The sequence below is a fragment of the Vibrio sp. S234-5 genome (assembly GCF_000960595.1).
GTDB lineage: Bacteria > Pseudomonadota > Gammaproteobacteria > Enterobacterales > Vibrionaceae > Vibrio.
Map to the genome: position 1 here is coordinate 20,711 of NZ_JZAM01000168.1, position 24,314 is coordinate 45,024.

Here is a 24,314-nt window from a genome sequence, read left to right on the forward strand (position 1 = left end):
GTTTTAAGTAACTACCGTTGTTTCAGTAACAAACATAAGGGCCGAATGCGGCCCTTTTGTTGACCATGCAAAATGGTTATCTTCAGTCTGCCTGATTCAAGTTCCAGTCATACTGGTATTCAACCTTGGCCGAAAAACCGCGATATTGAGGTGCGTAAGTGCCAATGTGTTCAAACACTTTTTCTTTGCCGCCAAAATCTTCCACAAACCAGTCATAAATCGAAGAGAGCCGTGCCTGATTGCCCTGTATGTCAACGCCTTTCGAGCTATTGATAAATTCTCTTGCCGCCTGTTCAAGTAAGGCGTCACGGTTGCTTGCGGTGAAGGCGTAAGGTTGTAAATTGGGGCAGCCTAAGCTGGCGCAGTTCACCGCATAATGGGTGCGAGGATCGTTCCAGATCGGACGCAAGATTCGATGCTCAATGTCGTTGAGCGTCAGCGCTTTGCCGTTAATGGTGCTTACTTTGTCATTCCACGGGCCAAAACTGAACAGCCCGCCCAGTTTGGTAATCGATTTGACGGGGTAGTGTTGCAAGATAAGGTCGACGGTGATGGCATTGTAAAGGTTCACCCAATAGGCGTACTGTTCGGCGCGTTTCAAGCGCAGTGGATCTTGGGTCGCCAAGTCAGCTAAATATTGCTTGAGGGCTTTTTTATCCGCATCAGAAACGGCAGCATAGCGAAACAGGGTATTTTCCCCTTGGCGCACCAGATAGCGATCGAGTAAGTTCTGCCAAGTTTGGTGGGATACTTCCAGAGTGCTCTGTTCATCGGATGTCTGCCAATAGGGCCAAAGTTCGGATTTAGGCGCCGCGTAGCTGGCAAAAGAAAAGAACAAAAGCAGTAGGATAAGTGGTCGCATAGTCAGGCTCTTCGCTAGGTTATTTATCTAGGTCATTTATCGAGATAACGAATAAGACCGCAGTGCGCGTCCATCCCTTTCATCGGCTCGAAAACAAAATGGGAATAGCGCGCTATTCCCATTGATTTGAACCAAGACATTTTCACGCTTAGCGTAAAAATGCCGGGATATTGGCTTCATAAGCTGCGATCTTCTGTTCATGTTGCAGAGTTAGGCCGATGTTGTCTAAACCGTTTAACAAGCAATGGCGACGAAAATCATCGATTTCAAAGGCGTACTCTTTGCCGTTGGCTCGCACTTTGAGTGCCTCAAGGTCCACTTCGATTTGTGCACCTTCATTGGCCTCGACAAACTGGAACAGCTCTTCGACTTCTTGTTCCGTCAGACGCACGGGCACCATCTGGTTATTGATCGAGTTGCCATAGAAAATATCCGCAAAGCTCGGCGCTATCATGGCGCGAATGCCGTAGTCCGCCAGTGCCCATGGCGCGTGTTCGCGTGATGAGCCACAGCCAAAGTTTTCGCGAGCAAGTAGAATGGATGACCCTTGGTAGCGCGGCGCATTCATCACAAAGTCAGGGTTGGGCTTCTCGCCCGCGTCATCCAGAAAACGCCAATCGTGGAACAGGTGTTTGCCAAAGCCTAAACGAGAGACTTTCTGCAGAAACTGTTTTGGAATAATGGCATCGGTATCGACGTTGGCCGCATCCAGAGGAACCACCAAACCGGTATGTTGTTTAAAACCTTGCATGTTTGCTTCCTCTTATTTCCAATCTCGAATATCAACAAAATGGCCGGCAATCGCTGCTGCTGCTGCCATGGCTGGGCTCACCAAGTGGGTACGACCATCACGCCCTTGTCGCCCTTCAAAGTTGCGGTTGGACGTGGACGCGCAGCGCTCTTGCGGTCCTAGACGATCGTTGTTCATCGCCAGACACATTGAGCACCCTGGCAACCGCCATTCAAAGCCTGCTTGTTTAAAAATAACATCCAAGCCTTCAGCTTCCGCTTGCGCTTTCACCTGTTCAGAGCCCGGAACGATCAGCGCTTGCACATGTGACGCCACTTTGCGCCCTTTGGCGACACTGGCGGCAGCGCGCATATCTTCAATTCGCGAGTTGGTGCACGAGCCGACAAACACTTTGTCGACTTTATAGTCAGAAAGCGATTTGCCCGCTTCAAGGCCCATATAAGCCAGCGCTTTTTCTGCCGAGGCTTTCTCGACCGGGTCGCTGAAGCTTTCAGGTGCAGGAATCGGCTCGTCTACTGCGATCACTTGGCCCGGGTTGGTGCCCCAAGTCACTTGTGGTTTGATTTCTGCTGCGTCGAGTGTGACCACGGCGTCAAAGGCGGCATCTTCATCGGTTTTGAGTGTTTTCCAATACTCCACTGCCGCTTCAAAATCAGCACCTTGTGGTGAGAATTTACGACCTTTAATGTACTCGAAAGTGGTCTCATCTGGCGCAATTAAACCGGCTTTTGCGCCAAGTTCAATCGCCATGTTGCACACGGTCATGCGGCCTTCCATCGACAGGTCAGTAATCGCTTCACCACAGAATTCGACCACATAACCCGTACCGCCAGCGGCGGTGGTTTTGCCGATGATGGCTAACACGATGTCTTTGGCGGTGATGCCTTCGGCCACCTTGCCTTTGACTTCGATTTTCATGGTTTTGGCGCGCGCCTGCTTGAGCGTTTGTGTGGCGAGCACGTGCTCCACTTCTGACGTGCCGATACCAAAGGCGAGCGAGCCAAACGCGCCATGAGTCGCGGTGTGTGAGTCCCCACACACAATCGTCATACCTGGTAACGTGATGCCCAACTCTGGCCCCATGACGTGTACAATGCCTTGATATTTATGGTTTAAGTCATACAGAGTGACACCAAAGTCCAGACAGTTTTTGATCAGCGTTTCCATCTGAATGCGTGCCATCTCGCCGGACGCATTGATGTCTTTGGTGGTGGTAGAGACATTGTGATCCATCGTGGCGAAGGTTTTGCTCACCTGACGTACTTGACGTCCTTTTTCACGCAAACCATCAAAGGCTTGTGGGGAGGTCACTTCGTGAACCAAGTGGCGGTCAATGTACAGGATCGGGGTTTCCCCTGGCGCTGCAACGGCGACATGCGCATCGTAAACTTTTTCGTAGAGTGTTTTGCCCATTGCTCGAACTTCCGTGTTTTTATGAATTTAGAATGTATTGTGCGATCTTATCGCCCATCTCAGAGGTTGTCAGGGCGGGTTTGTTGCCCGCCAGATCCGCTGTCAGCTCGCCTGCAGCCAGTGCTTGAGAGACCGCGTTTTCGATCTCTTGCGCTGCGGTTTCTTCGCCAAGGCTGTATCGCAGCATTAGCGCTGCCGAGAGGATTTGCGCCACTGGGTTAGCGATGTTTTTGCCCGCGATATCGGGCGCACTGCCGCCGGCAGGCTCGTACAAACCAAACTTACTTTCATTGAGGCTGGCGGAAGGCAGCATGCCCATCGAACCGGTGATCATCGCACACTCATCAGAAATGATGTCGCCGAAAATGTTGGAACAGAGCATCACGTCAAATTGCGCTGGATCTTTGATGAGCTGCATGGTCGCGTTGTCGATGTACATATGTGAAAGTTGCACATCTGGGTACTCTTTGGCGATCTCTTCCACCACTTCACGCCATAAAATCGAGCTTTGTAGCACGTTGGCTTTGTCAATCGAGCACACTTTTTTGCGGCGCAGGCGCGCTGATTCAAACGCAATTTTTGCGATGCGCTCTATTTCAAAACGGTGATAAACCTCGGTATCAAACGCTTTCTCGTTAGCGCCTTCTCCTTCACGGCCTTTGGGTTGACCAAAGTAGATACCGCCAGTGAGCTCGCGCACCACCACAATGTCAAAGCCGCGCGCAGAAATATCGGCGCGCAGTGGTGAGAAGTTCTCTAAACCGCTGTGAATTTGCGCGGGACGAAGGTTACAAAACAGTTGGAAGTGTTTACGCAGTGGCAGCAGAGCGCCGCGCTCAGGTTGATCGTTGGGCGGCAGGTGTTCCCATTTCGGACCACCGACTGAACCAAACAGAACCGCATCGCTCTGTTCACAAGCTCTGACAGTGCTTTCTGGCAGCGGGCAACCATGATTATCGATCGCAATCCCGCCGACATCGTGCTCTTCTCGCTCAAAAGTGATGGCATGTTTTTTCTCGATGGCGTCCAGCACTTTATGCGCTTGTGCCATCACTTCTGGGCCGATGCCATCGCCAGGTAAGACGGCGATTTTGTAAGTTTTGTCTGTCATGTTAATCCTTTCGTTTTATTTAATCTTTTTTGAGTTGTGTTTGTCTCAATTCTTTATCTGTGCGCCTGATTGGGCGCAAAGGGCATCAGACGGTGGCAATCTTTTTCTGCTTCAGCTCGGCGATGGTGTCGGCGCGATGAATGCTGTTGATCACGTGCAGCAGAGCTTGTCCAGACGCTTCGACAATATCCGTGGAAACGCCGGTGCCGTGGTATTTTCTGCCTTTGTAGTTGGCGATAATATCCGCTTGGCCTAAACCATCTTCCCCTTCGCCTTTGGCGGTCAGATCAAACTTGTCCAGTACGATATCGTAGCCCGTCAAACGGTAGATACACTGGTATAACGCATCAACCGGGCCGTTGCCAACGGCGGCTTCGCATTTTTCTTCTTCGCCGCATTGCAATTTAATGCTGGTGGTCGCCATCACGCTGCCTGATTGAACGCTTAGATAACTCAATTTATAGAAATCGTCTTCTTCACGCAGGTTGGAAAAATGCATCAACGCTTCTAAATCGTAATCAAATACTTGACCTTTGCGATCGGCCAGTTTTAAGAAATCTTCGTACAAGGCATCCAAATTGTACTCTTCGGTTTTGTAGCCCATTGAATCCATATGGCTTTTCACTGCGGCGCGGCCGCTGCGACTGGTTAGGTTCAGCGCTTGGTTTTTCAGGCCGATCGACTCGGGTGTCATGATTTCGTAGGTGTTTTTGTTCTTTAGCATGCCATCTTGGTGAATGCCGGATGAGTGGCTAAAGGCATTGGCGCCGACAATCGCTTTGTTGGCTTGGATCGGCATGTTGCAAAGCTGGCTGACCAATTTACTGGTGCGATGGATCTCTTCGTGTTTAATGCCAGTGCGCACGCCCAATAGCTCTTGACGTGTTTTGATGATCATGGCGACTTCTTCCAGCGAACAGTTACCTGCGCGCTCGCCGATGCCATTGATGGTGCCTTCCACTTGACGTGCGCCCGCTTGCACCGCGGCAATCGAGTTGGCGACCGACATGCCCAAGTCATCATGACAGTGGACTGAAATGATCGCTTTATCGATGTTCGGCACGCGATTGAACAGCGTTTGAATGATGCCGCCAAACTCGCTTGGCACGGTGTAGCCAACGGTATCGGGAATGTTGATGGTGCGTGCGCCAGCGTTAATCGCCGCCTCGACCATACGGCACAGGTTGTCCATTGGCGTGCGGCCCGCGTCTTCACAAGAAAACTCGACATCATCAGTGTAGTTGCGCGCATGTTTGACGGCATGCACCGCCATCTCAACCACATCATCGTAGCTACGGCGCAGCTTATCTTGAACGTGGATGGTGGATGTGGAAATAAAGGTGTGAATTCGAAACGCCTCAGCGACTTTTAGCGCTTGCGCAGCGGCGTCAATGTCTTTCTCAACGGCACGAGAAAGGGCACAAACCCGGCTGTTTTTAATATGTTTGGCGATGGTTTGCACCGATTCAAAATCACCCGGAGAGGAGACCGGGAAGCCTGCTTCAATCACATCAACGCCCAGCCTTTCCAGCGCGTAGGCAATTTGCAGTTTTTCTTTGACTGTCAAACTCGCTGACAACGCTTGTTCGCCATCACGCAATGTGGTGTCGAAAATTATCACCTGATCGTTCATGTTCGCTTCCTTTTTTCGATAGTTAATCGATTTCTTCCGGTAGATGTTGTGTTTAGATATAAAAAAACCCGCATCTGCGTGCGGGTTTCTTGTCATTCTGTGTGGTTATTTTTCTTCCACAGCCTACCCGCGCGATCTGGTCACGATAAGGAGGAGGTTGAGGAGAGAAAAGTGTGCTGTCATCTTGTTAAGCATTCCACAAAATTAAGTTAACAGATTAGTACCGCACTCGGTGGAGCGCGTCAACCCTAAAGTTGATTTTTTACTCATATCCGATCAGTTCCGCGTGCAAACAGTTTCGCTCGCAAAGAGCGGTGAGGTCTAAAATTCATCGCTGATTAAGCGATGAAGAATAATTGCGATATCACTCTAATCACGACGGGATATAATTCATCGACGATGAATATGGGAGATAAAACGAGATGGCGGAAAAACGCAGAGTAGGGCGACCAAGTAGTAACACCGATGCGCGTAAAAAGTTGATTGACCATGCGCGGGATCTGTTTGTGGTCATGGCGTATGACAAAGTCTCAACGCGGTTGATTGCGCAAAAGGCGGGGGTCAACAGCGCTTTAATTCGCTACTACTTTGGCAGCAAAGAAGGGCTGTTTGAAACCATGTTAAGAGAGACGTTAGCGCCGATGCAGAAGAAAATGCAGCAGTTGGTCATGGAGAGCACAGAGCGCAATCTGCTCGACATTATGAAAACCTACTATCGTGAAATGGTAAAAATGCCGCAATTTCCGCGTTTGATCGTTCAGGTGATGCACATGCCGCCCTCAGACATTCAACGTCGGCTGGTGGAAAAAGTCTTTTTGGATATCACCCAACCGATGCAAGAAATGTTGTTTGGCAAATTGGCCAGCAGTGGCGTGATAAACCCTGAAAGGGATCCGCAGCTCTGTCGTATTTCTTACATCAGCCTAATGGTCTTTCCGTTTATTGCGCCTCCGGCGTTGCTTGCAGTGCATGGCGTTGAAATTAATGAACCGTTTTTGGAGCGTTTGGTGGAACACAATATTCAAGTGATGAAAAGCGGCTTTTTACGGCCTGAACTGGCTACGGTTCTGTAGCCGTCGTAACCTGCTTTCTGCTGCATAGTACGGCAGTGCTCTGTTCACCAAATAGCCAAATTGCCTTCATTGGATTGTCATTAACCTCTTCTAGCTTAACTTTTGTACCCCAAGGTTAATAGGAAGATACTTATGAGGACTCTCGTTTCCCTGAGCCAGCCGATGGAGCGGATCGCGGCGTTGGATTTGGCTTTTTCAAGTCTCTGTCTCAGACACCGCTTTAGCCATCAAGTCGCGACCATCAGTAAAGCGGTGTCGCACAGTGGTGATGGGCACTTGTATCTGGCGCTAGGTTTAGCCGCTTGGTTGATGCAGCCCACTCACGGATGGATGTTCTTGTGCGCAGGATTGTTGGCTTTTGCTATCGAGCTGCCGATCTATTGGTTACTGAAAAATAGCTTTAAACGGCGTAGGCCCGAAGAGTACTGCGCTTATCTCCCCGCTTTTATTACTCCCTCCGACCGCTATAGCTTACCTTCTGGGCACACCGCTGCGGGTTTTGTCATGGCGACGTTAATTGCGCACTTTTATCCTGAGTTGGCTTGGTTTGCTTTCTGCTGGGCAAGTTTAATTGGCTTGGCACGCATCTTACTTGGGGTGCATTTTCTCACCGACGTGTTGATTGGTGCCGTGCTTGGGAGTGCATGCGCATCCTTTGCTTTGTCGCTGCTGTTGGGGTAAAGCATGAAAATATTGTATGGCGTGCAAGGGACGGGCAACGGTCATATTGCCAGAGCGAGGGCAATGGCCAATGCGCTCAAACAACGTGGCGTCGCGGTGGACTTTTTCTTTTCTGGGCGCGAAGCGGAACGCTATTTCTCGATGGAGGCATTTGGCGAGTTTCGAACCTGCCGTGGTCTGACTTTTGCCACGGAGAAAGGTCGAGTGAGCTATGTAAAAACGGCACTGAATAACAACCTGCTACAACTGAAGCGTGAAATCGACAGCCTCGATCTCTCTGCCTACGACTTGGTGATCAATGATTTTGAACCCGTGTCGGCGTGGGCGGCGAAAAAACAGCAGAAAACCTGTATTAGCATCAGCCACCAAAATGCTTTTCGCTATCCGGTTCCACTGAAAGGAGCAAGTTGGTTAGACAAGCAAGTGTTGCAGTACTTTGCCCCTGCGGATATCCACATCGGCTTGCACTGGTATCATTTTGATCAACCGATTCTGCCGCCGATCGTCAATACCGTGCAGCAGAGCTCGGCCCATCGAGATTTCATTTTGGTTTATCTGCCTTTTGAACAGGTAGAGGAGATTTGTGAGTTATTGTGGCGCTTTCAAGGGCAAAAGTTTCTCTGCTACCACCCCGACCTCTTACATACTGAAGTGCTGGAAAATGTCGAGCTTCGTGCCCTCAATCATCAGGCTTTTCAGGCCGATTTACATGCCTGTAGCGGTGTGATTGCCAACGGTGGGTTTGAACTGCCATCCGAGGCCCTCTCCCTAGGAAAAAAATTGTTGGTCAAGCCCCTGCAAGGGCAGTTTGAGCAGCAAAGCAATGTGGCAACACTCGAAACCTTGGGATTGGCGTCGGTGATGGATTCGCTCGATGCACCAGTGGTGCGTGCTTGGTTGGAGGAAGAGCATGCCGAAAGCGTCACTTATCCTGATGTGGCCGCTGCAATCTCAGACTGGCTTTTGCAAGGCGATTGGAGCTCACAGCAAGAGCTCTCCCGACTGCTTTGGGAACGAGTCGATTTCCCCACTTACGTGTCAAATTTATAAATTATTCATTGACGGAATTTCTTGTATCTCATTGTGGTTATATGCCAAATGAATAAGTTCCGTCTTTGTTTTTGTCACGTATACACGAGCTAAATATTACTTATTGAAATGATATTCTTGATTTTTATACTTTTTTATATTTATCTCAACCAATTGAATTTGCTAGTTATTATTTTTTCTTACCTAAAATTTCGTGATTAGTTGTCAATCTGTTTGCCAACCATTAACGGATTCAATGATAGTAGTAGTGCCCTAGCTGACATAGGGGCGATATATATAACAATCCAGGTTATCTATTCCGATTACTACATTCATTTTTGTTGACCGTTAATAATAAGAGGCAAGTCAGATGTTAGATAAAAAAGAAGCGATCAGCGCTATCGCTAGCTATCGGATGGAAAGTACCCTGAGAGGGGTCGATTTGAACCTGTTGACCGTGTTTGATGCCGTGATGCAGGAGCAAAATATTACTCGAGCGGCGCACAATCTAGGGATGTCACAACCTGCGGTGAGTAATGCCGTCGCGCGTTTAAAAGTGATGTTTAATGATGAGCTGTTCATGCGTCAGGGGCGTGGTATTCAGCCAACTCAGCGTGCTCGTCAGTTGTTTGGCCCTATCCGTCAAGCGTTGCAACTGGTGCGCAATGAACTGCCAAGCTCCGTATTCCAGCCTGAATCTTCTACCCGCCTGTTTAAACTGGCGATTTGCAGCCCGTGTGATATGCGTTTCGCACCAAGAATCATGGCCGATATCCACGCCCAAGCACCAAGTGTGCAGTTGCATCTCGATGCGGAATTTGATCGCAAGTTGTCGGAGCGTATGCGTTATCAAGAGATCGACTTTGTGATCGATTACGCGCGTTTTGATGAACAAGGTTTTTCAAGTACCGAGATCTTCAAAGATCAATTGGTGGTAGTGACGTCAAAAGGTCACTCTCGTATCCAAGGCGAGGTGACGGCGGAGCAATTGCTTAGTGAGCGCCACGCCAAGTTATCCAAGACCCATGGGCAGAGAAGTTTTTCTGAACAAGCGTATCGTGAGTTAGAGGTGGAAGCGTATTTTGAAGGCACCAGCTTGAGCAATGTACTTTACGTGGTCGGTCAGTCCGAATTGGTGACGATTGCGCCGCGCTGGATTGTGGAAAATGCCGCCAATCATGACCAATTGCAGATTTTGGATCTGCCGTTTGAAAATTGCGAGATCAGTGGTTACCTCAGCTGGCATGAATCGAGCGAAAAAGACAAAGGCCATATTTGGCTGCGCGATTTGTTGATGGTGACCTGTGGTGAAGTGGTTGCTGTGCAATAAAAGAGACTTCAGCTTGATGAATTAAGCCCTTGACGCTTTAGGCGACAAGGGCTTTTTTCTTGGTTGTGCTTTTTGACAAACTAAGTGATGACGCTCTCTAAAACAGGATAAGTTTGACCCGCATCAGTTGCGTTTTTCTCTTTCATGGCTACACTGTGCCCGCAAATAGAGCTTACAGGTGTAAGCCAAAGGTAGAAGAGATGGCCAATTTAGATTTTCATATTGTAAAACGAGTTCGAGAGCAGATAGCTCAAAGGGCAGAGACGACCGCTTTGAAGCATAAAGTAGGTGACGCCTGGCAAGAGATCAGCTGGAAGCAGTTTGGCCAACAAGTTGACAATCTTTCCCTAGCTTTGCTAACGCAGGGGCTCAATGTACAAGACAAAATTGGTATTTTCTCCAACAACATGCCGCAGTGGACCATTGCTGATTTTGCTGCGCTGCAAATACGTTGTGTCACGGTGCCTATCTATCCGACTAATACGGCCGCTCAGGCGGGATACATTCTGCAAGACGCCGATGTCAAAGTGCTGTTTGTCGGTGAGCAGGCACAGTTTGATGCAGCAGTGACTCTGTTTGCGCAGTGCCCACAGCTTGAATTGATCGTCGCCATGTCGGATGAGATTGAGCTTGGCGATCACCCTAGAGCCAAACATTGGCAACGTTTTATCGCGCAGGCGAACCCAGAACAGCAAAGCGAACTTTTACTGCGCGTTGAACAGGCCAATTTTGCCGATCTTCTCACCTTAATCTACACCTCCGGAACGACGGGACAGCCAAAAGGGGTGATGCTGGATTACACCAACATCGCCGCGCAGCTCAAAGGGCACGACCAAGTACTGAGCCTGAGTGAGAAAGACGTTTCCCTCTGTTTCCTGCCTCTTTCCCATGTATTTGAGCGAGCTTGGACCTTTTACGTGCTCTACAAAGGGGCGACCAACTGTTATCTGCAAGATACCATGCAAGTACGTGCCGCGCTCGGTGAAATCCGCCCGACGGTGATGTGCGCCGTGCCCCGTTTTTACGAGAAGATCTTCTCTGCCATTCATGAAAAAGTCGCCAAGGCCCCTTTAGTGAGAAAAGTGCTGTTCACTTGGGCGGTGAATATGGGGGCCAAAATGGCGGCCTGCCATCAGCAAGGACGCAAGCCATCTTTATTATTGAAAAAATCGTATGCTTTAGCCGATAAAATCGTACTGTCTAAGTTGCGTGAGCTGCTCGGTGGACGGATCAACTTTATGCCTTGTGGTGGCGCCAAGCTAGATGAAACCATTGGTCGCTTTTTCCATGCGATAGGCATTAACGTTAAACTGGGCTACGGCATGACGGAAACTACCGCCACGGTTTCCTGTTGGGGGGATAATGGGTTCAATCCCGATTCGATCGGTGTCTCGATGCCGGGCGCGCAAGTGAAAATTGGTGAGAACAACGAAATTCTGGTGCGCGGTCCGATGGTGATGCGTGGCTACTACAAAATGGCGGAAGAGACCGCCAAGAGTTTCGATGAACACGGTTTCTTGAAAACTGGCGATGCTGGGCATATTGATGAACATGGCAACCTGTTTATCACGGATCGCATCAAAGAGCTGATGAAAACTTCGGGCGGTAAATACATCGCGCCGCAGATGATTGAAGGGACGATCGGTAAAGATCATTTTATCGAACAGATCGCGGTAATTGCCGACACGCGTAAATTTGTTTCCGCTTTGATCGTGCCATGTTTTGACGCGTTGGAAGAGTACGCCAAAGAGTTGAATATCAAGTATCACGATCGCTTAGAGCTGATTAAGCATCACCAAGTGGTGGAGATGTTTGAAAAGCGGGTTAATGAGCTACAAAAAGAGCTGGCCAAATTTGAGCAAGTGAAAGCGTTCAAATTGCTGCCTAAAGCATTCTCAATGGACGATGGTGAGTTGACGCCAACGCAAAAATTGCGTCGTAAAGTGATTAACGATAAATATCAGGATGAGATTGAAGAAATGTATTCGGATAAAGGCAAAAAATAACGCCTTGTTACTCGTTTGATTGTTCAAAGCGCATTGACCGTCTTGTTGGCCTTTCGGCAACCAAGGCGGTTTTTTATCTGAGCATTTTTGCCCATAGTTAACTCGTTATGAGTGCAAGCGTTGGATTATTCATCCTTAATTGCTGGTATCTTGATGTTTTATTCCGCAGAGTGGCGAAGAAGTAACATCAATTTCTTATTAATCTCTAAAATTTAGCATCTTGTTTAAAATTCGATCCAAGTCGCATTAGATCTCCTGATAAGAAAAGGTTACATTTGTTGCGTTACCTTGCTCTTTGTTATGACAAAGGCGGGACATAGCTGAAATTGGAAATATTTCGAATTAGGCTACAAATAAGCCCTAGACTATGTAAAACCAGCACAATTGATTGACCTTATTCGTTGCATGCTGGCAAGGAGAAACGATATGACAGCGATGTTGTCTGGCGCAGAGATGGTGGTGCAATCTCTGATCGAAGAAAAAGTAGAACAGATCTTCGGTTACCCCGGTGGTTCCGTACTGGATATCTACGATGCACTGCATGCCAAAACCGAACAAATTCGTCACGTTTTAGTACGACACGAGCAAGCCGCAACGCATATGGCTGATGGCTATGCCAGAGCCACAGGCAAGCCGGGCGTGGTCTTGGTTTGTTCTGGACCCGGTGCGACTAACACAGTGACAGGAATCGCCACTGCCTACATGGATTCCATTCCGATGATCGTCATTTCCGGCAACGTGCCCAATAGCCTGATTGGTAACGACGCGTTTCAAGAGTGCGACATCGTCGGTGTATCACGCCCTATCGTTAAACACAGTTTTCTCGTCAAGCGTGCGCAAGATATTCCAGAAACGATCAAAAAAGCCTTCTTCATTGCCACCACTGGCCGACCTGGCCCGGTGGTGATCGATCTGCCTAAGGACGTAATGAATCCGCTGGTGAAATTGCCGTACGAATACCCAAAAACCATCAGCATGCGTTCGTATAAGCCAACCACAGAGGGTCACAAAGGGCAGATCAAAAAAGCGCTCAAAGCGTTGCTCGAAGCCAAGAAGCCAGTGTTGTACATCGGTGGCGGCGCCATCATCTCTGGCGCGCACGAGCCAATTCTCAAACTGGCCGAGCATTTAAATCTGCCTGTCGTGAGTACCTTGATGGGGTTGGGGGCTTTTCCTGGGACCCACAAAAACGCTTTGGGCATGCTCGGTATGCATGGTATGTATGAAGCCAATATGGCAATGCATCACGCTGACCTGATCTTCGGGGTCGGGGTTCGTTTTGATGACCGTACTACCAATAATTTGGAAAAATACTGTCCGGACGCCAAGATCATGCATATCGATATCGATCCATCGTCGATTTCGAAAAACGTCAAAGTTGATCTGCCGATCGTCGGCTCTGCTGAGAAAGTGCTCGAAACCATGGTTGGCCTGATGGAAGAGCAGGGAGCGAGCAACGATAGCGCCGCGTTAGACGCTTGGTGGCAAGAGATCCAAGTGTGGCAGGATCGCCAGTGTCTTGCTTATGATACTTCCTCAGAGCGGATCAAACCGCAGCAAGTGATTGAAACCTTGCACAAACTGACCAATGGAGACGCGTACGTCGCATCGGATGTCGGTCAGCATCAAATGTTTGCCGCGCTCTACTATCAATTCAACAAGCCGCGTCGCTGGATCAATTCCGGTGGCCTTGGCACCATGGGTTTTGGTTTGCCGGCGGGTATGGGAGTGAAATTTGCCATGCCAGAAGAAGAAGTGGTGGTGGTGACGGGCGATGGCAGTATTCAGATGAATATTCAAGAGCTTTCCACGGCGATGCAATACGATATTCCAGTTAAAATCATTAACTTGAATAACCGTTTTCTTGGCATGGTTAAGCAGTGGCAAGACATTATCTATCAGGGACGTCACTCGAATTCATACATGAGTTCGGTGCCGAATTTTGTGGCTATCGCTGAAGCGTATGGGCATGTGGGTATCCGCATTGAAACGCCGGACCAACTGGAGTCCGGTCTTCGTAAAGCACTGGAGATGAAAGATCGTTTGGTCTTTGTCGATATCAGTGTGGATGAAACGGAGCACGTATACCCAATGCAGATCAAAGGCGAAGGGATGGACAAAATGTGGCTAAGCAAAACGGAGAGAACCTGATATGAGACACATAATTTCACTGCTATTGGAAAACCAACCGGGTGCTTTGTCTCGTGTGGTTGGCCTGTTTTCTCAGCGTGGCTACAACATCGAATCGTTGACGGTTTCCCCCACCGATGACGAAACCCTATCGCGTCTTAACATCACCACGATGTCGGATGAGATGCAACTGGAGCAAATTCAAAAGCAACTGCACAAGTTAATTGATGTGCTCAAAGTGCAAGAGGTCACCGAGTTTGATCACATCGAGCGTGAGCTGATGATGGTTAAAGTCAAAGCCAGCGGTTTTGCTCGCGCGGAAGTCAAACGCACTGCGGATATTTTCCGTGGGCAGATCGTGGATGTCACCGCTTCGCAATACACCGTACAGTTGGCGGGCAATAGTGAAAAACTCGATGCGTTTATTGATGCGATTTCCGAAGTCACTGAAGTGATTGAAGTCGCCCGAAGCGGCGTCGTGGGCATTGCACGTGGTGAGCGAGCGTTACGCGCTTAACCTGCGTTGATTCTTTTTTCTTTCTGGGCCACATTATGTGGCCCTAGTTATTTACAACGACTTCGTTTGCAACTACTTCATTTACAAAGATTTGATGAGAGTTTGTAGGGGCAAATCTGATTTATGTTATACTTCGCTCTTCATTTAGCCAGGAAGGTGTAGCTCAGAGTGAAAGTCAGAAAACTGTTCGGCATTCTTCTTCTGATCAGCGTCTTTTTTGCAGCACTCATCGCCTTTTATTACCACGACAAATATCGCTCCCTGCTTGATGACAACCTGCAAAGCAGTGCCGAAGATGCGTTGAATCAGCTCGCTTACACTCAGCGCGAGTACACCAATCTCTACGGGCAGATGTTGTCGGTTCTCGATCTGCTCAAATATAACCAAACGCTGACAGACTTCATTCTCACTCCTGATCAAGAACACCAAGCGGCGTTAACCGATTTGTGGTCCTCAGTGCTACTCAATCAGAAGTGGTATACCCGCATTAGCTTACTGGATCTGTCGGGATATGAACGCTTTCGGGTGAACTACGATTTGAATGTGGGGGTTTTCCTCTCCCAAGCCCCAGCGCAAGATGTATCGAATGACCCGTTTTTTGCCAGTGCTCAAGCACTCAAAAATGATGAGACGGGCGTTTGGGGCGTCACGCTGGAAGAAGAACAAGGGCAACTCAAAGAACCTTATACGCCAGTGATGCGCATCTTTGCTCCTGTCACTATCCGTAATCAGCGCGTGGGCTATCTGGTGATGAATCTTAACATTCGCTACATGGCGAGCCGTTTGCACTATTCGCCTGTGCAAGATTTTAACGTCGACATCATCAATCAACGCGGTTACTACGTGGTCAGCGATCAACCAGAGAAGCTGTTCGGGGATTATCTTCCCGAACGAGAAATTTACCGCTTTAGCAAACTCTATCCGCAGAGCTGGCAAAAGTTCTCCCAGCAACAAGCGGGTTATTTTTACGACAATAAGTGTTTGGTCGTTTTTAATACCTTAGTTCTGGGCAGTCATGGTGCGCTGCACTTAGTGATTGATATGAGTCAAGAGCAGTTGATGGCGCGCTCACAGCAGGCGGTCAATGAGTTGATTCGTGAAGCCTTGATCGTTTTTTGTGTGGTGATGCTGTTTGTACTGCCCGTGACCACCGTCGCATTGCATTATCGCCGTCACAGTATCGAAAGTAAGTTAGCGCGCGCGGCACTCAATGGCATGACGGCCGTGATGATCTCCAATACCTCGCACCGGATCATTTTAGTTAACCGAGAATTTGAGCAGATGTTCGGTTACGACAATCAGCAGATCGAAGGCAAGCGAGCATACAACTTGATCTTTTTGAGTGATGATCTCGACATCGTGATGCAGGCTTGGAATGAGTTGCAAAAAAACGATGTGTGGGAAGGGGAGATCCGCTGCCAAACGTATTTCAATCAAGTTCTGACCGCTATCATGCATATCCAAGCCGTCAAGAACTCAGCGGGAAAAGTGAGCTACTACATCACCTCGCTGGTGGATATTACCGCGCGTAAACAGCTTGAAGAGCGGCTGCGCTATTTGAGCGAAAAAGACGAACTGACTCAGATCTGGAACCGACGCAAGTTTGAAGAGCAATTGCAACACCACGCCAGTTTGTTGGAGCGATATCCTGCAACGCCAACAGCCTGTTTGGCCCTAGTCGACATCGACCATTTCAAACGCATTAATGATGAGCAAGGGCATGATGAGGGCGATCGCGTCATCAAAGCCGTGGCGAGCCTGCTACTGCAAAGCCTGCGCAATACCGATTTTCTTGCGCGAGTCGGTGGGGAAGAGTTTGCCATCATCATGCCGCACACCACCATCTCAGCGGCGGAAGTAGTTCTCAACCGGCTACGTATTGCGATTCAAGTTGCAAAAGATTTGGATGTGACAGTCAGCATCGGCTTTACCGACCTGACGGCTAACACAACCCGCAGTTACAAGTGTGCCGACATCGCCTTGTACGATGCGAAAAGCTCCGGACGAAATCGTGTTTCGCTTTGCTACAGTGATGACGACATCGCTTAATTTCTCTGTGCGGCAAATTGTCACAAAATATGTACAGTTAGACTAAAGTCTAATATTTGAGCAAAATTGAACTAGACTGGTTATTAAGTAAACTGTCACTCCTTTTGTGGCTTGTTGTGATCTAAGGCGAATTTCGTCGAGGATTTCGTGCAACCCAGCGTGACACATTGTTCAGTTTGTCCTGTCTTGAACGGATTCAGCGCGCGTGGCGTGTTGGTAAGGAAATACGCAGTTCGGGCATCAGAGGCAGAGTATGGTAAACCATTTTCTAGTGAGACTAACCTTAGGCACTTTATTGATTCTGGGGATTAAGTTGAGTGCCATCTATTTTCTATTGATGGTTGTGCTGCTTAATACCCATCACAAAGAGATCTTTGGTTGGTAAAGTCGTTATAAGCAAAAAATCGGGGTCAACCCGATTTTTTTTGTCATAGAGTCAAGGTCAAGCTCAAGCCGCTTCGATGGCGGATTCAATCACCTTCATTGAACCCAGCAGGTGGCTATCGAGCAAACGAGTGGCCTCCTCGACATTTTTCGCCAGCACCAGCTTCATGATCATCTCATGCTCTTCAATATTAAACAGCGCTTGGCGTTCGCTGTTTGACTGACACAGGGCAAAATAGCGATAACGTTTGATCTGATTGATCAAATCTCGGAAGAACTCAAACATATTGAGCGACTCGGAGCCGGCGAGCAGCGTGGTATAAAATTGATGATGACGCTCTTCCCATTCTGGCCAATGCTCATCGCTCAGTTGCTGCACTTTGGACAGTTTGTGGAATGAGGTTAGTACGCTCAGCTCCCAATTTTCATCACCGCAAGCGATTGCTTTTTTGAGCAAAACGGAAGCGATGACGCGCAGGCTCTCATACAGGTCGTTGAGTTCAAATTTGCACATAGGGGCAACCCAACAGCCTTTTTGTGGTTCAAGTTTTACGTATTTGGTCCAAGAGAGTTGCACTAACGCTTCACGGATCGGAGAGGCACCAACGTCGTACTTTGCTTTTAGGTCAGCAACGACTAACTTTTGCCCCGGTTTCAATGCGCCGCTTAGAATGTCGTCGCGGATCATTTTGGATACTTTGTCAGTAAGAGTAGGACTGGACACAACAAAACCTCATAGATAAAAAACGACGTATAAATAAGAAGTTATCTTTATTTAACAGTACGAAATTCTGACGGTTTTGATGATATAGCGTACAATTTTTTATCGCAAGGCGTTTCATAAAAAAAGAGGGCCGAAGCCCTCATTTCGTTTTATCTTTGTAAATTTATTTACAGTACGTGTACTGATGCTGTGTTGGTTGTGCCTGACGCCACGAGAGCACCAGATACCATCACAACGATGTCGCCTTTGCTGCCTAGGCCAGACTCAAGCGCAAGCTCTTTACCTGCTACGTAGAAAGCATCAGTGTTGTCGATTGATTCAACAACAACCGGTGTAACACCTTTAGTTAGGACAAGTTGAGCGGCTGTTTTCTTGTTGGTAGTCAGCGCAAGAATGTTTGCCGTTGGGAAGTACTTACGTACAGAACGTGCAGATTTACCACCTTCTGTTGCAACGATGATCAGTGGCGCTGCAAGTTTCTCAGCCGTATCTACTGCACCTTTACATACCGCTTCAGTGATACGTAGGCGTGGGCTGTCTAGACGAGAGCCTAGCTCTGCTTTTAGTACAGAATCAGTACGGTTCGCGATTTGCGCCATGATAGTGACCGCTTCAACAGGGTATTTACCTTTTGCTGTTTCACCAGAAAGCATGACTGCGTCAGTACCGTCCATGATCGCGTTCGCAACGTCACCCGCTTCAGCACGAGTTGGACGTGGGTTCTTGATCATAGAATCGAGCATTTGAGTTGCAGTGATAACCACTTTACGAGCACGGTTACATTTCTCGATCATCATCTTCTGCGCGAAGATAACTTCTTCTGCAGGGATTTCTACACCTAGGTCACCACGAGCAACCATGATACCGTCAGAAAGCTCTAGGATTTCGTCGAAGTTGTCCACACCTTCTTGGTTTTCAATTTTAGAGATGATTTGGATGTTCTCGCCGCCGTTTGCAGCGAGAACTTCACGGATCTCTTTCACGTCAGAAGCTTTACGGATGAATGAAGCGGCAACGAAGTCAACGCCTTGCTCACAACCAAATTTCAGGTCGTTTTTGTCTTTTTCAGACAGTGCAGGCAGGTTTACTGAAACGCCAGGAAGGTTAACACCTTTGTTTTCGCCCAGAGCGCCGTTGTTCATTACTTTACACTTAACTTCAGTGGCTGTAGTTGCGATAACTTCCATCTCGATGAGGCCATCGTCAACAAGGATAGTGTTACCTACAGATAGGTCAGCAGCGAAACCTGGGTAAGTGACAGCAACAACATCTTTGTTACCTACAACAGATGTGTCAGTGGTGAAAGTGAACTCTTGACCAGCAACGAGATCAACGTCGTCACCGTTTTCCAGTTTGATAGTACGGATTTCAGGACCTTTAGTGTCCAGAAGAATTGCCAATTGCTTACCAGTTACTTCCATTACTTTACGGAAGTTCGCGATACGAGTGCCGTGTTCAACATAGTCACCGTGAGAGAAGTTCAGGCGCATTACGTTCATGCCTGCGTTTACTAGCTCAGTTAGCTTCTCTACAGATTCAGTTTTCGGGCCAATCGTACATACGATTTTGGTCTTTTTCATGGAAGAGTCTCTCCGGTCAATATAGTTACAATTTGAAAGTCGGTTGTTGTGCTCGGGAGTGGAAAATATCGGCTTCTTGTGGTGTGCGAGCCCATCTTTTCGTGCAAATTCACTGCCTTCCAGAGCTGTAAGTCTTTCATCAAGTTTAGTCATTTTATGACCAACTCAATGAGCAAATATTCAGGTTTTTTGTGACTTCCCCCACCTTATATGAAGAAAGTTGCAAAAAAATAACGGTCAATTCTGTAATTTTTTTTCTTTTCGGGGGCGAATTCTACCATTGAATGATAGCAATATCACTGCCTAAGAATTGTCTTAGGACAAGGTTTTATCGCTATTTATTAATTTTTTGGATCAAAATAAATGGACGAAAAAGTTTCGTTTGGAATATAATAAATTTCATAACGAAACTTTTATTTCAATTAAAGATGTCGAAACGAAACACGCAACTTAGAAGACACGCGATTTCTAATCTGGTAAACGAGAAAGGCGAAGTCAGTGTTGACGAACTTGCCCATAAGTTTGATACCTCAGAAGTCACTATCCGAAAGGATCTCGCCTCTTTAGAGAAAAATGGCCAACTGCTTAGACGCTACGGTGGTGCTATCTCTATCCCAAAAGAAGTGATTCATGATGAACTCAGTAAATATGTTTCGAATCGAAAGATAAGGCTGGCAGAACTGGCCGCGGAGCTGATCCGCGACCACAATCGCATTGTCATCGACAGTGGCAGTACCACAGGGGCACTGATTCAGCAGCTCAATGGTAAACGGGGTTTGGTGGTGATGACCAACTCCTTGCATGTTGCCAACGCGCTGAATGAGCTGGAAAGTGAGCCAACCTTGCTGATGACAGGTGGCACCTGGGATACCCATTCTGAATCCTTTCAGGGTCAAGTCGCCGAGTCTGTATTGCGCTCGTACGATTTCGATCAACTGTTTATCGGCGCCGACGGCGTTGACCTTGCACGTGGCACCACCACGTTTAATGAACTGGTTGGTTTGAGCCAAGTCATGGCCGAAGTATCGCGAGAAGTGATCGTGATGGTGGAGTCTGACAAGGTTGGTCGAAAAATCCCTAATCTGGAGCTGGCGTGGTCGATGATCGACATCTTGATCACCGACGAAGAGCTGCTGCCGGAGCACAAAGCAGAAATTGAAGCAAACGGCGTTCGCGTCATTTGCGCCTAATCCTTATTCTTCGCCATTACTCTTGCTTGCCGAGGGCGAAGAAAACAAAAAATATCAATATGGAGAGATAACTATGTGTGGAATCGTCGGTGCGGTAGCACAGCGAGATGTGGCTGAAATTTTGGTGGAAGGTCTGCGCCGTTTGGAGTATCGCGGTTATGACTCGGCGGGTGTGGCGATTGTCGATGCCGAGCACAACCTAACGCGTATTCGTCGTTTAGGTAAAGTACAAGAGCTGGCGGATGCGGTTAACCAAGCTGAAGTAATGGGTGGTACGGGTATTGCTCACACGCGTTGGGCGACACACGGCGAACCATCAGAAATCAATGCACACCCACATAAATCGGGCGATATCACTGTAGTGCACAATGGCATCATCGAAAACCACGAAGAGTTGCGCGCACTGCTGCGTGAGCGTGGCTATGTGTTTGAATCACAAACCGATACCGAAGTGATTGCGCACATGGTTGAGTGGGAACTGCGCTCCTCTGCTTCACTGGTTGAAGCGGTACAAAAAACAGCGAAACAACTGGAAGGGGCTTACGGTACGGTAGCAATGGATCGCAACGATCCGTCACGCATCGTGGTTGCTCGCTCTGGTAGCCCAATCGTTATTGGTTTTGGTGTGGGTGAAAACTTCCTCGCGTCGGACCAACTGGCGCTGCTGAATGTCACGCGCCGCTTTATGTATTTGGAAGAGGGTGACGTTGCCGAGATCACCCGTCGCGAAGTGACCGTATTTGATGCTTCCGGTGAGCGTGTAGAGCGTGAAATCACTGAATCGAATGCTGAGCATGATGCTGGAGATAAAGGCAAATATCGCCATTTCATGCAAAAAGAGATCTACGAGCAACCAACGGCTCTGATCAATACCATGGAAGGGCGCATCTCTGGCGACTCTGTGGTGACGGAAGCGATTGGTGTTAACGCGGCTGAAATTTTGAGCAAAGTAGAGCACGTACAGATCGTTGCTTGTGGCACATCTTACAACGCTGGGATGACGGCGCGTTACTGGTTTGAAGATCTGGCTGGTGTCAGTTGCGATGTGGAAATTGCCTCTGAATTCCGCTACCGCAAATTTGTCACTCGCCCAAATAGCTTGCTGATCACCTTGTCTCAATCGGGCGAAACGGCGGACACGCTAGCGGCGCTGCGTTTGGCGAAAGAGAAAGGCTATATGGCCGCGATGACCATCTGTAACGTAGCGGGTTCATCTTTAGTTCGTGAATCGGATTTTGCTTTCATGACCCGCGCAGGGGTTGAGATTGGTGTGGCGTCGACCAAAGCGTTTACCACTCAGCTCGCGGCTCTGCTAATGCTGGTCACGGCGCTGGGCAAACAGCAGCAACGCATCAGCAAAGAGAAAGAGAAAGAGATCGTTCACGCGCTGCATCAACTGCCAAAACAGATCGACGCTGCTCTGTCGTTCGAAAAAGAGATTGAAGCTTTGGCTGAAGATTTTGCCGACAAGCACCACACGCTGTTCCTTGGTCGTGGCGAGTTCTATCCAATTGCGATGGAAGCGTCGCTGAAGCTCAAAGAGATCTCCTATATTCACGCCGAAGCCTATGCGGCGGGTGAATTGAAACATGGCCCGCTGGCGCTGATTGATGCCGATATGCCAGTGGTTGTGGTCGCGCCAAGCAATGAGCTACTAGAAAAGCTTAAGTCTAACATCGAAGAAGTACGTGCACGCGGCGGCCTGCTGTATGTGTTTGCCGATGCCAATGCGGGTTTTGAAGCGGATGCCACCATGAAGATCATCACCATGCCACACGTCAGTGAGATCACGGCGCCGATCTACTACACCATCCCAATGCAGTTGCTCTCTTACTATGTCGCACTGATCAAAGGCACGGACGTGGATCAACCACGTAACCTAGCGAAAGCGGTAACGGTAGAATAAATAGCACACTAATTAAGAACCGAGGCACTGGCCTCGGTTTTTTTTGCCTGAGTGTTTGACAAGCTCACGAACAAGGACGCGTGCAAAGGTTGGGCGGTGCTGAGACCGCGAATGGTTATTGCGCGAGTAGCTATTGAGAGAAGGTTGAGGCAAAAAGGTGGCGTTAGAATGGGCTGTCCTTGCCCAATTCATTGCAGATTTCAACGATGGCCAAAGAGAGACCTGAGCGGATCACTTGTTGCCGACGTTGCAGCTGTAATTGATAAAAGCCAAGATCAATGTCGTCATCGGGTTCATCGACGCGCAGTTGCACCATTCCCATGCTTTTCACTAAATGCAGCTTTTGGATCGCTTCTAAAATGTATGGATCGGTGAATTCGTAATCGGTACTGTCGCTGTTAAGTTTATGTTTGAGCTTAATAATGTCTTCGATGTCGTGATAGCAGTGATCGCCCAGCACCCCAAGGCCAAACAGCAGTTTGAGGCGCACGGAGAGATCGCCAAGCGGTCCTGAATCATGAAGTAACGGGCCAACCACCGACTGAACGGCGAAGTTGTCTTTGCGGAAAATACGTTGGATAAGACCGTCAATGGCTTCAGTAAAAATATCTACGCTTTCAACAAAAAAACCTCTGACCGAAGCGGCATTATTCAAGCGTTCTATTATCTCGGTTTCGTTTAGGTTCTCTGCCATATGCTAGGTCAATATATCGTTATTATAGTAGCGGGGAGCTAAGCTCCCCGAACAGATTAAAGTTGTAGGAAAATGGCTTCGATTTGCGCCACTTCCGCACTCTCTTCAGCGAGACCTGTGTAGTGACTTAAGGTCTTTTTCACCCCAAGCTCTCGCAGTGCGTTTTGCAATTCTTGTGCTTGCGGGTCGGTCTCATTTTGGTATTTGAGCGCAGCGGCAATCCCTTTCAGCAGGGTTTGGTTGTCGGTGCCGTACTCAATTGTACCCAGTAGTGGTTTGATTAATCTATCATTTTCGCCAAGCTTGCGGATTGGCTGACGCCCAACGCGATCCACTTCATCCACCAAATATGGGTTGGCAAAGCGGCCAAGAATTTTCTCGATGTAAGCATTGTGCATCTCGCGATCAAAGCCATAACGGCGGATCAGCACTTCACCACTCTCTTGCATCGCCTGTTTGACGTCTGCGTAGATTTCTTCATCCTCAATCGCTTCACGGATGGTACGGTGCCCTTTTAAGCAGCCTAAGTACGCGGTGATGCAATGACCAGTGTTGAGGGTGAACAGTTTGCGCTCGACAAACGCCATCAGATTGTTGGTTTTCTCCATGCCGGCAATATCAGGGATCTCGCCTTTAAACTGCTGTTCATCGACAATCCACTCGCTAAAACTTTCCACGGTGACTTCCAGTGGGTCATCGTTGGCCGCTTCAGCAGGTGGCACGATGCGGTCAACCGCTGAATCGACAAAGCCAATCAGCTCGTCGGCTTGAGCGTGAAGCTCGGGATTTAAATGTTTGTACACTTCGCCTTTCAAATGTGTGGTGCCGCGTACCATGTTTTCACACGCAATGATGTTTAGCGGCGCTTGGTTGCCAGCAGCAAAACGTTGTGCGATGCCTTTGGCAATCGTCTTAGCGATGATATCGAGCACGTTTGGCCCCACTGCGGTAGTGACCAAATCGGTTTTCACAATTTGCTCAATCACATCGTCACTAGCGGAGTTGACCGCAGTAACATGCGTCACGGTGTCGATTTGGCACTCACTGCCGACCACTTTCACTTTGTACTGTTGTTTGTGGCTGAGTTGATCGACCAAGGGAGCGTTGACGTCGGCAAAGGTGACTGCGACATCGGCATCAGCGAGCAGTTTGCCAATAAAACCACGACCAATGTTACCTGCGCCAAAATGAACTGCATTTTTCATATTCTTACCTACCAAAATTAAATCAATGAACGAGACGAAGATGAGG

19 protein-coding genes are annotated in these 24,314 nt (G+C 48.4%); 10 read left to right on the forward strand and 9 right to left on the reverse strand.

Annotated features, from left to right (window positions below):
* Positions 1–82: 82 nt before the first annotated feature.
* The 5 genes from UF06_RS07160 to leuA form a co-directional block, all read right to left on the reverse strand.
* On the reverse strand, positions 83–862 hold the full coding sequence (locus UF06_RS07160; protein WP_045569825.1) for a DUF547 domain-containing protein: 780 nt from the start codon (positions 860–862) through the stop codon (positions 83–85).
* A gap of 148 nt (positions 863–1,010) precedes the next feature.
* On the reverse strand, positions 1,011–1,613 hold the full coding sequence (leuD, locus tag UF06_RS07165) for a 3-isopropylmalate dehydratase small subunit (protein ID WP_045569826.1): 603 nt from the start codon (positions 1,611–1,613) through the stop codon (positions 1,011–1,013).
* Positions 1,614–1,625: 12 nt separating this feature from the next.
* On the reverse strand, positions 1,626–3,026 hold the full coding sequence (leuC, locus tag UF06_RS07170; protein WP_045569827.1) for a 3-isopropylmalate dehydratase large subunit: 1,401 nt from the start codon (positions 3,024–3,026) through the stop codon (positions 1,626–1,628).
* A 19-nt stretch (positions 3,027–3,045) separates the two neighbouring features.
* Positions 3,046–4,137 (reverse strand): 3-isopropylmalate dehydrogenase, encoded by a 1,092-nt coding sequence (gene leuB / locus UF06_RS07175; RefSeq protein WP_045569828.1) that lies wholly within the window; start codon positions 4,135–4,137, stop codon positions 3,046–3,048.
* 85 nt (positions 4,138–4,222) lie between these two features.
* Complete coding sequence (leuA, locus tag UF06_RS07180) at positions 4,223–5,770, reverse strand: 2-isopropylmalate synthase (protein WP_045569829.1); 1,548 nt, start codon at positions 5,768–5,770, stop codon at positions 4,223–4,225.
* Positions 5,771–6,192: 422 nt separating this feature from the next.
* Between leuA and UF06_RS07185 the strand changes: the two genes are divergently transcribed.
* From UF06_RS07185 to UF06_RS07220, 8 genes are all read left to right on the forward strand, one after another.
* Complete coding sequence (locus UF06_RS07185; protein WP_045569830.1) at positions 6,193–6,843, forward strand: TetR family transcriptional regulator; 651 nt, start codon at positions 6,193–6,195, stop codon at positions 6,841–6,843.
* A 132-nt stretch (positions 6,844–6,975) separates the two neighbouring features.
* Complete coding sequence (locus UF06_RS07190) at positions 6,976–7,524, forward strand: phosphatase PAP2 family protein (RefSeq protein ID WP_045569831.1); 549 nt, start codon at positions 6,976–6,978, stop codon at positions 7,522–7,524.
* Between the two features lie 3 nt (positions 7,525–7,527).
* Positions 7,528–8,574, forward strand: coding sequence for an MJ1255/VC2487 family glycosyltransferase (locus UF06_RS07195; protein WP_045569832.1), 1,047 nt, complete (start codon positions 7,528–7,530; stop codon positions 8,572–8,574).
* A gap of 349 nt (positions 8,575–8,923) precedes the next feature.
* On the forward strand, positions 8,924–9,883 hold the full coding sequence (gene leuO / locus UF06_RS07200; protein ID WP_045569833.1) for a transcriptional regulator LeuO: 960 nt from the start codon (positions 8,924–8,926) through the stop codon (positions 9,881–9,883).
* A 200-nt stretch (positions 9,884–10,083) separates the two neighbouring features.
* A complete protein-coding gene (locus UF06_RS07205) occupies positions 10,084–11,889 on the forward strand; it encodes a long-chain fatty acid--CoA ligase (RefSeq protein ID WP_045569834.1) in 1,806 nt (601 codons plus the stop codon).
* Between the two features lie 426 nt (positions 11,890–12,315).
* On the forward strand, positions 12,316–14,040 hold the full coding sequence (locus UF06_RS07210; protein ID WP_045569835.1) for an acetolactate synthase 3 large subunit: 1,725 nt from the start codon (positions 12,316–12,318) through the stop codon (positions 14,038–14,040).
* 1 nt (position 14,041) lies between these two features.
* Complete coding sequence (gene ilvN, locus UF06_RS07215; protein WP_039423616.1) at positions 14,042–14,536, forward strand: acetolactate synthase small subunit; 495 nt, start codon at positions 14,042–14,044, stop codon at positions 14,534–14,536.
* A gap of 168 nt (positions 14,537–14,704) precedes the next feature.
* Entirely contained in the window at positions 14,705–16,585 is a 1,881-nt protein-coding gene (locus UF06_RS07220; protein WP_045569836.1) for a diguanylate cyclase, read from the forward strand.
* Positions 16,586–17,033: 448 nt separating this feature from the next.
* Here the strand turns inward: UF06_RS07220 and UF06_RS07230 are convergent, their stop codons facing one another.
* Positions 17,034–17,693 carry a GntR family transcriptional regulator gene (locus UF06_RS07230; RefSeq protein WP_039423623.1) on the reverse strand — a complete coding sequence of 220 codons (660 nt, stop codon included), beginning with the start codon at positions 17,691–17,693 and terminating at the stop codon, positions 17,034–17,036.
* A gap of 167 nt (positions 17,694–17,860) precedes the next feature.
* Positions 17,861–19,273, reverse strand: coding sequence for a pyruvate kinase PykF (gene pykF / locus UF06_RS07235; RefSeq protein WP_045569838.1), 1,413 nt, complete (start codon positions 19,271–19,273; stop codon positions 17,861–17,863).
* 428 nt (positions 19,274–19,701) lie between these two features.
* Between pykF and UF06_RS07240 the strand changes: the two genes are divergently transcribed.
* Together UF06_RS07240 and glmS are read left to right on the forward strand one after the other, a co-directional pair.
* On the forward strand, positions 19,702–20,463 hold the full coding sequence (locus tag UF06_RS07240) for a DeoR family transcriptional regulator (RefSeq protein ID WP_045569839.1): 762 nt from the start codon (positions 19,702–19,704) through the stop codon (positions 20,461–20,463).
* A 73-nt stretch (positions 20,464–20,536) separates the two neighbouring features.
* Positions 20,537–22,369, forward strand: a complete 1,833-nt coding sequence (glmS, locus tag UF06_RS07245; protein WP_045569840.1) for a glutamine--fructose-6-phosphate transaminase (isomerizing) — start codon at positions 20,537–20,539, stop codon at positions 22,367–22,369.
* Between the two features lie 163 nt (positions 22,370–22,532).
* Here the strand turns inward: glmS and UF06_RS07250 are convergent, their stop codons facing one another.
* Positions 22,533–23,063, reverse strand: a complete 531-nt coding sequence (locus UF06_RS07250) for an MltR family transcriptional regulator (protein WP_045569841.1) — start codon at positions 23,061–23,063, stop codon at positions 22,533–22,535.
* Positions 23,064–23,119: 56 nt separating this feature from the next.
* On the reverse strand, positions 23,120–24,268 hold the full coding sequence (locus UF06_RS07255) for a mannitol-1-phosphate 5-dehydrogenase (protein ID WP_045569842.1): 1,149 nt from the start codon (positions 24,266–24,268) through the stop codon (positions 23,120–23,122).
* Between the last annotated feature and the right edge of the window lie 46 nt (positions 24,269–24,314).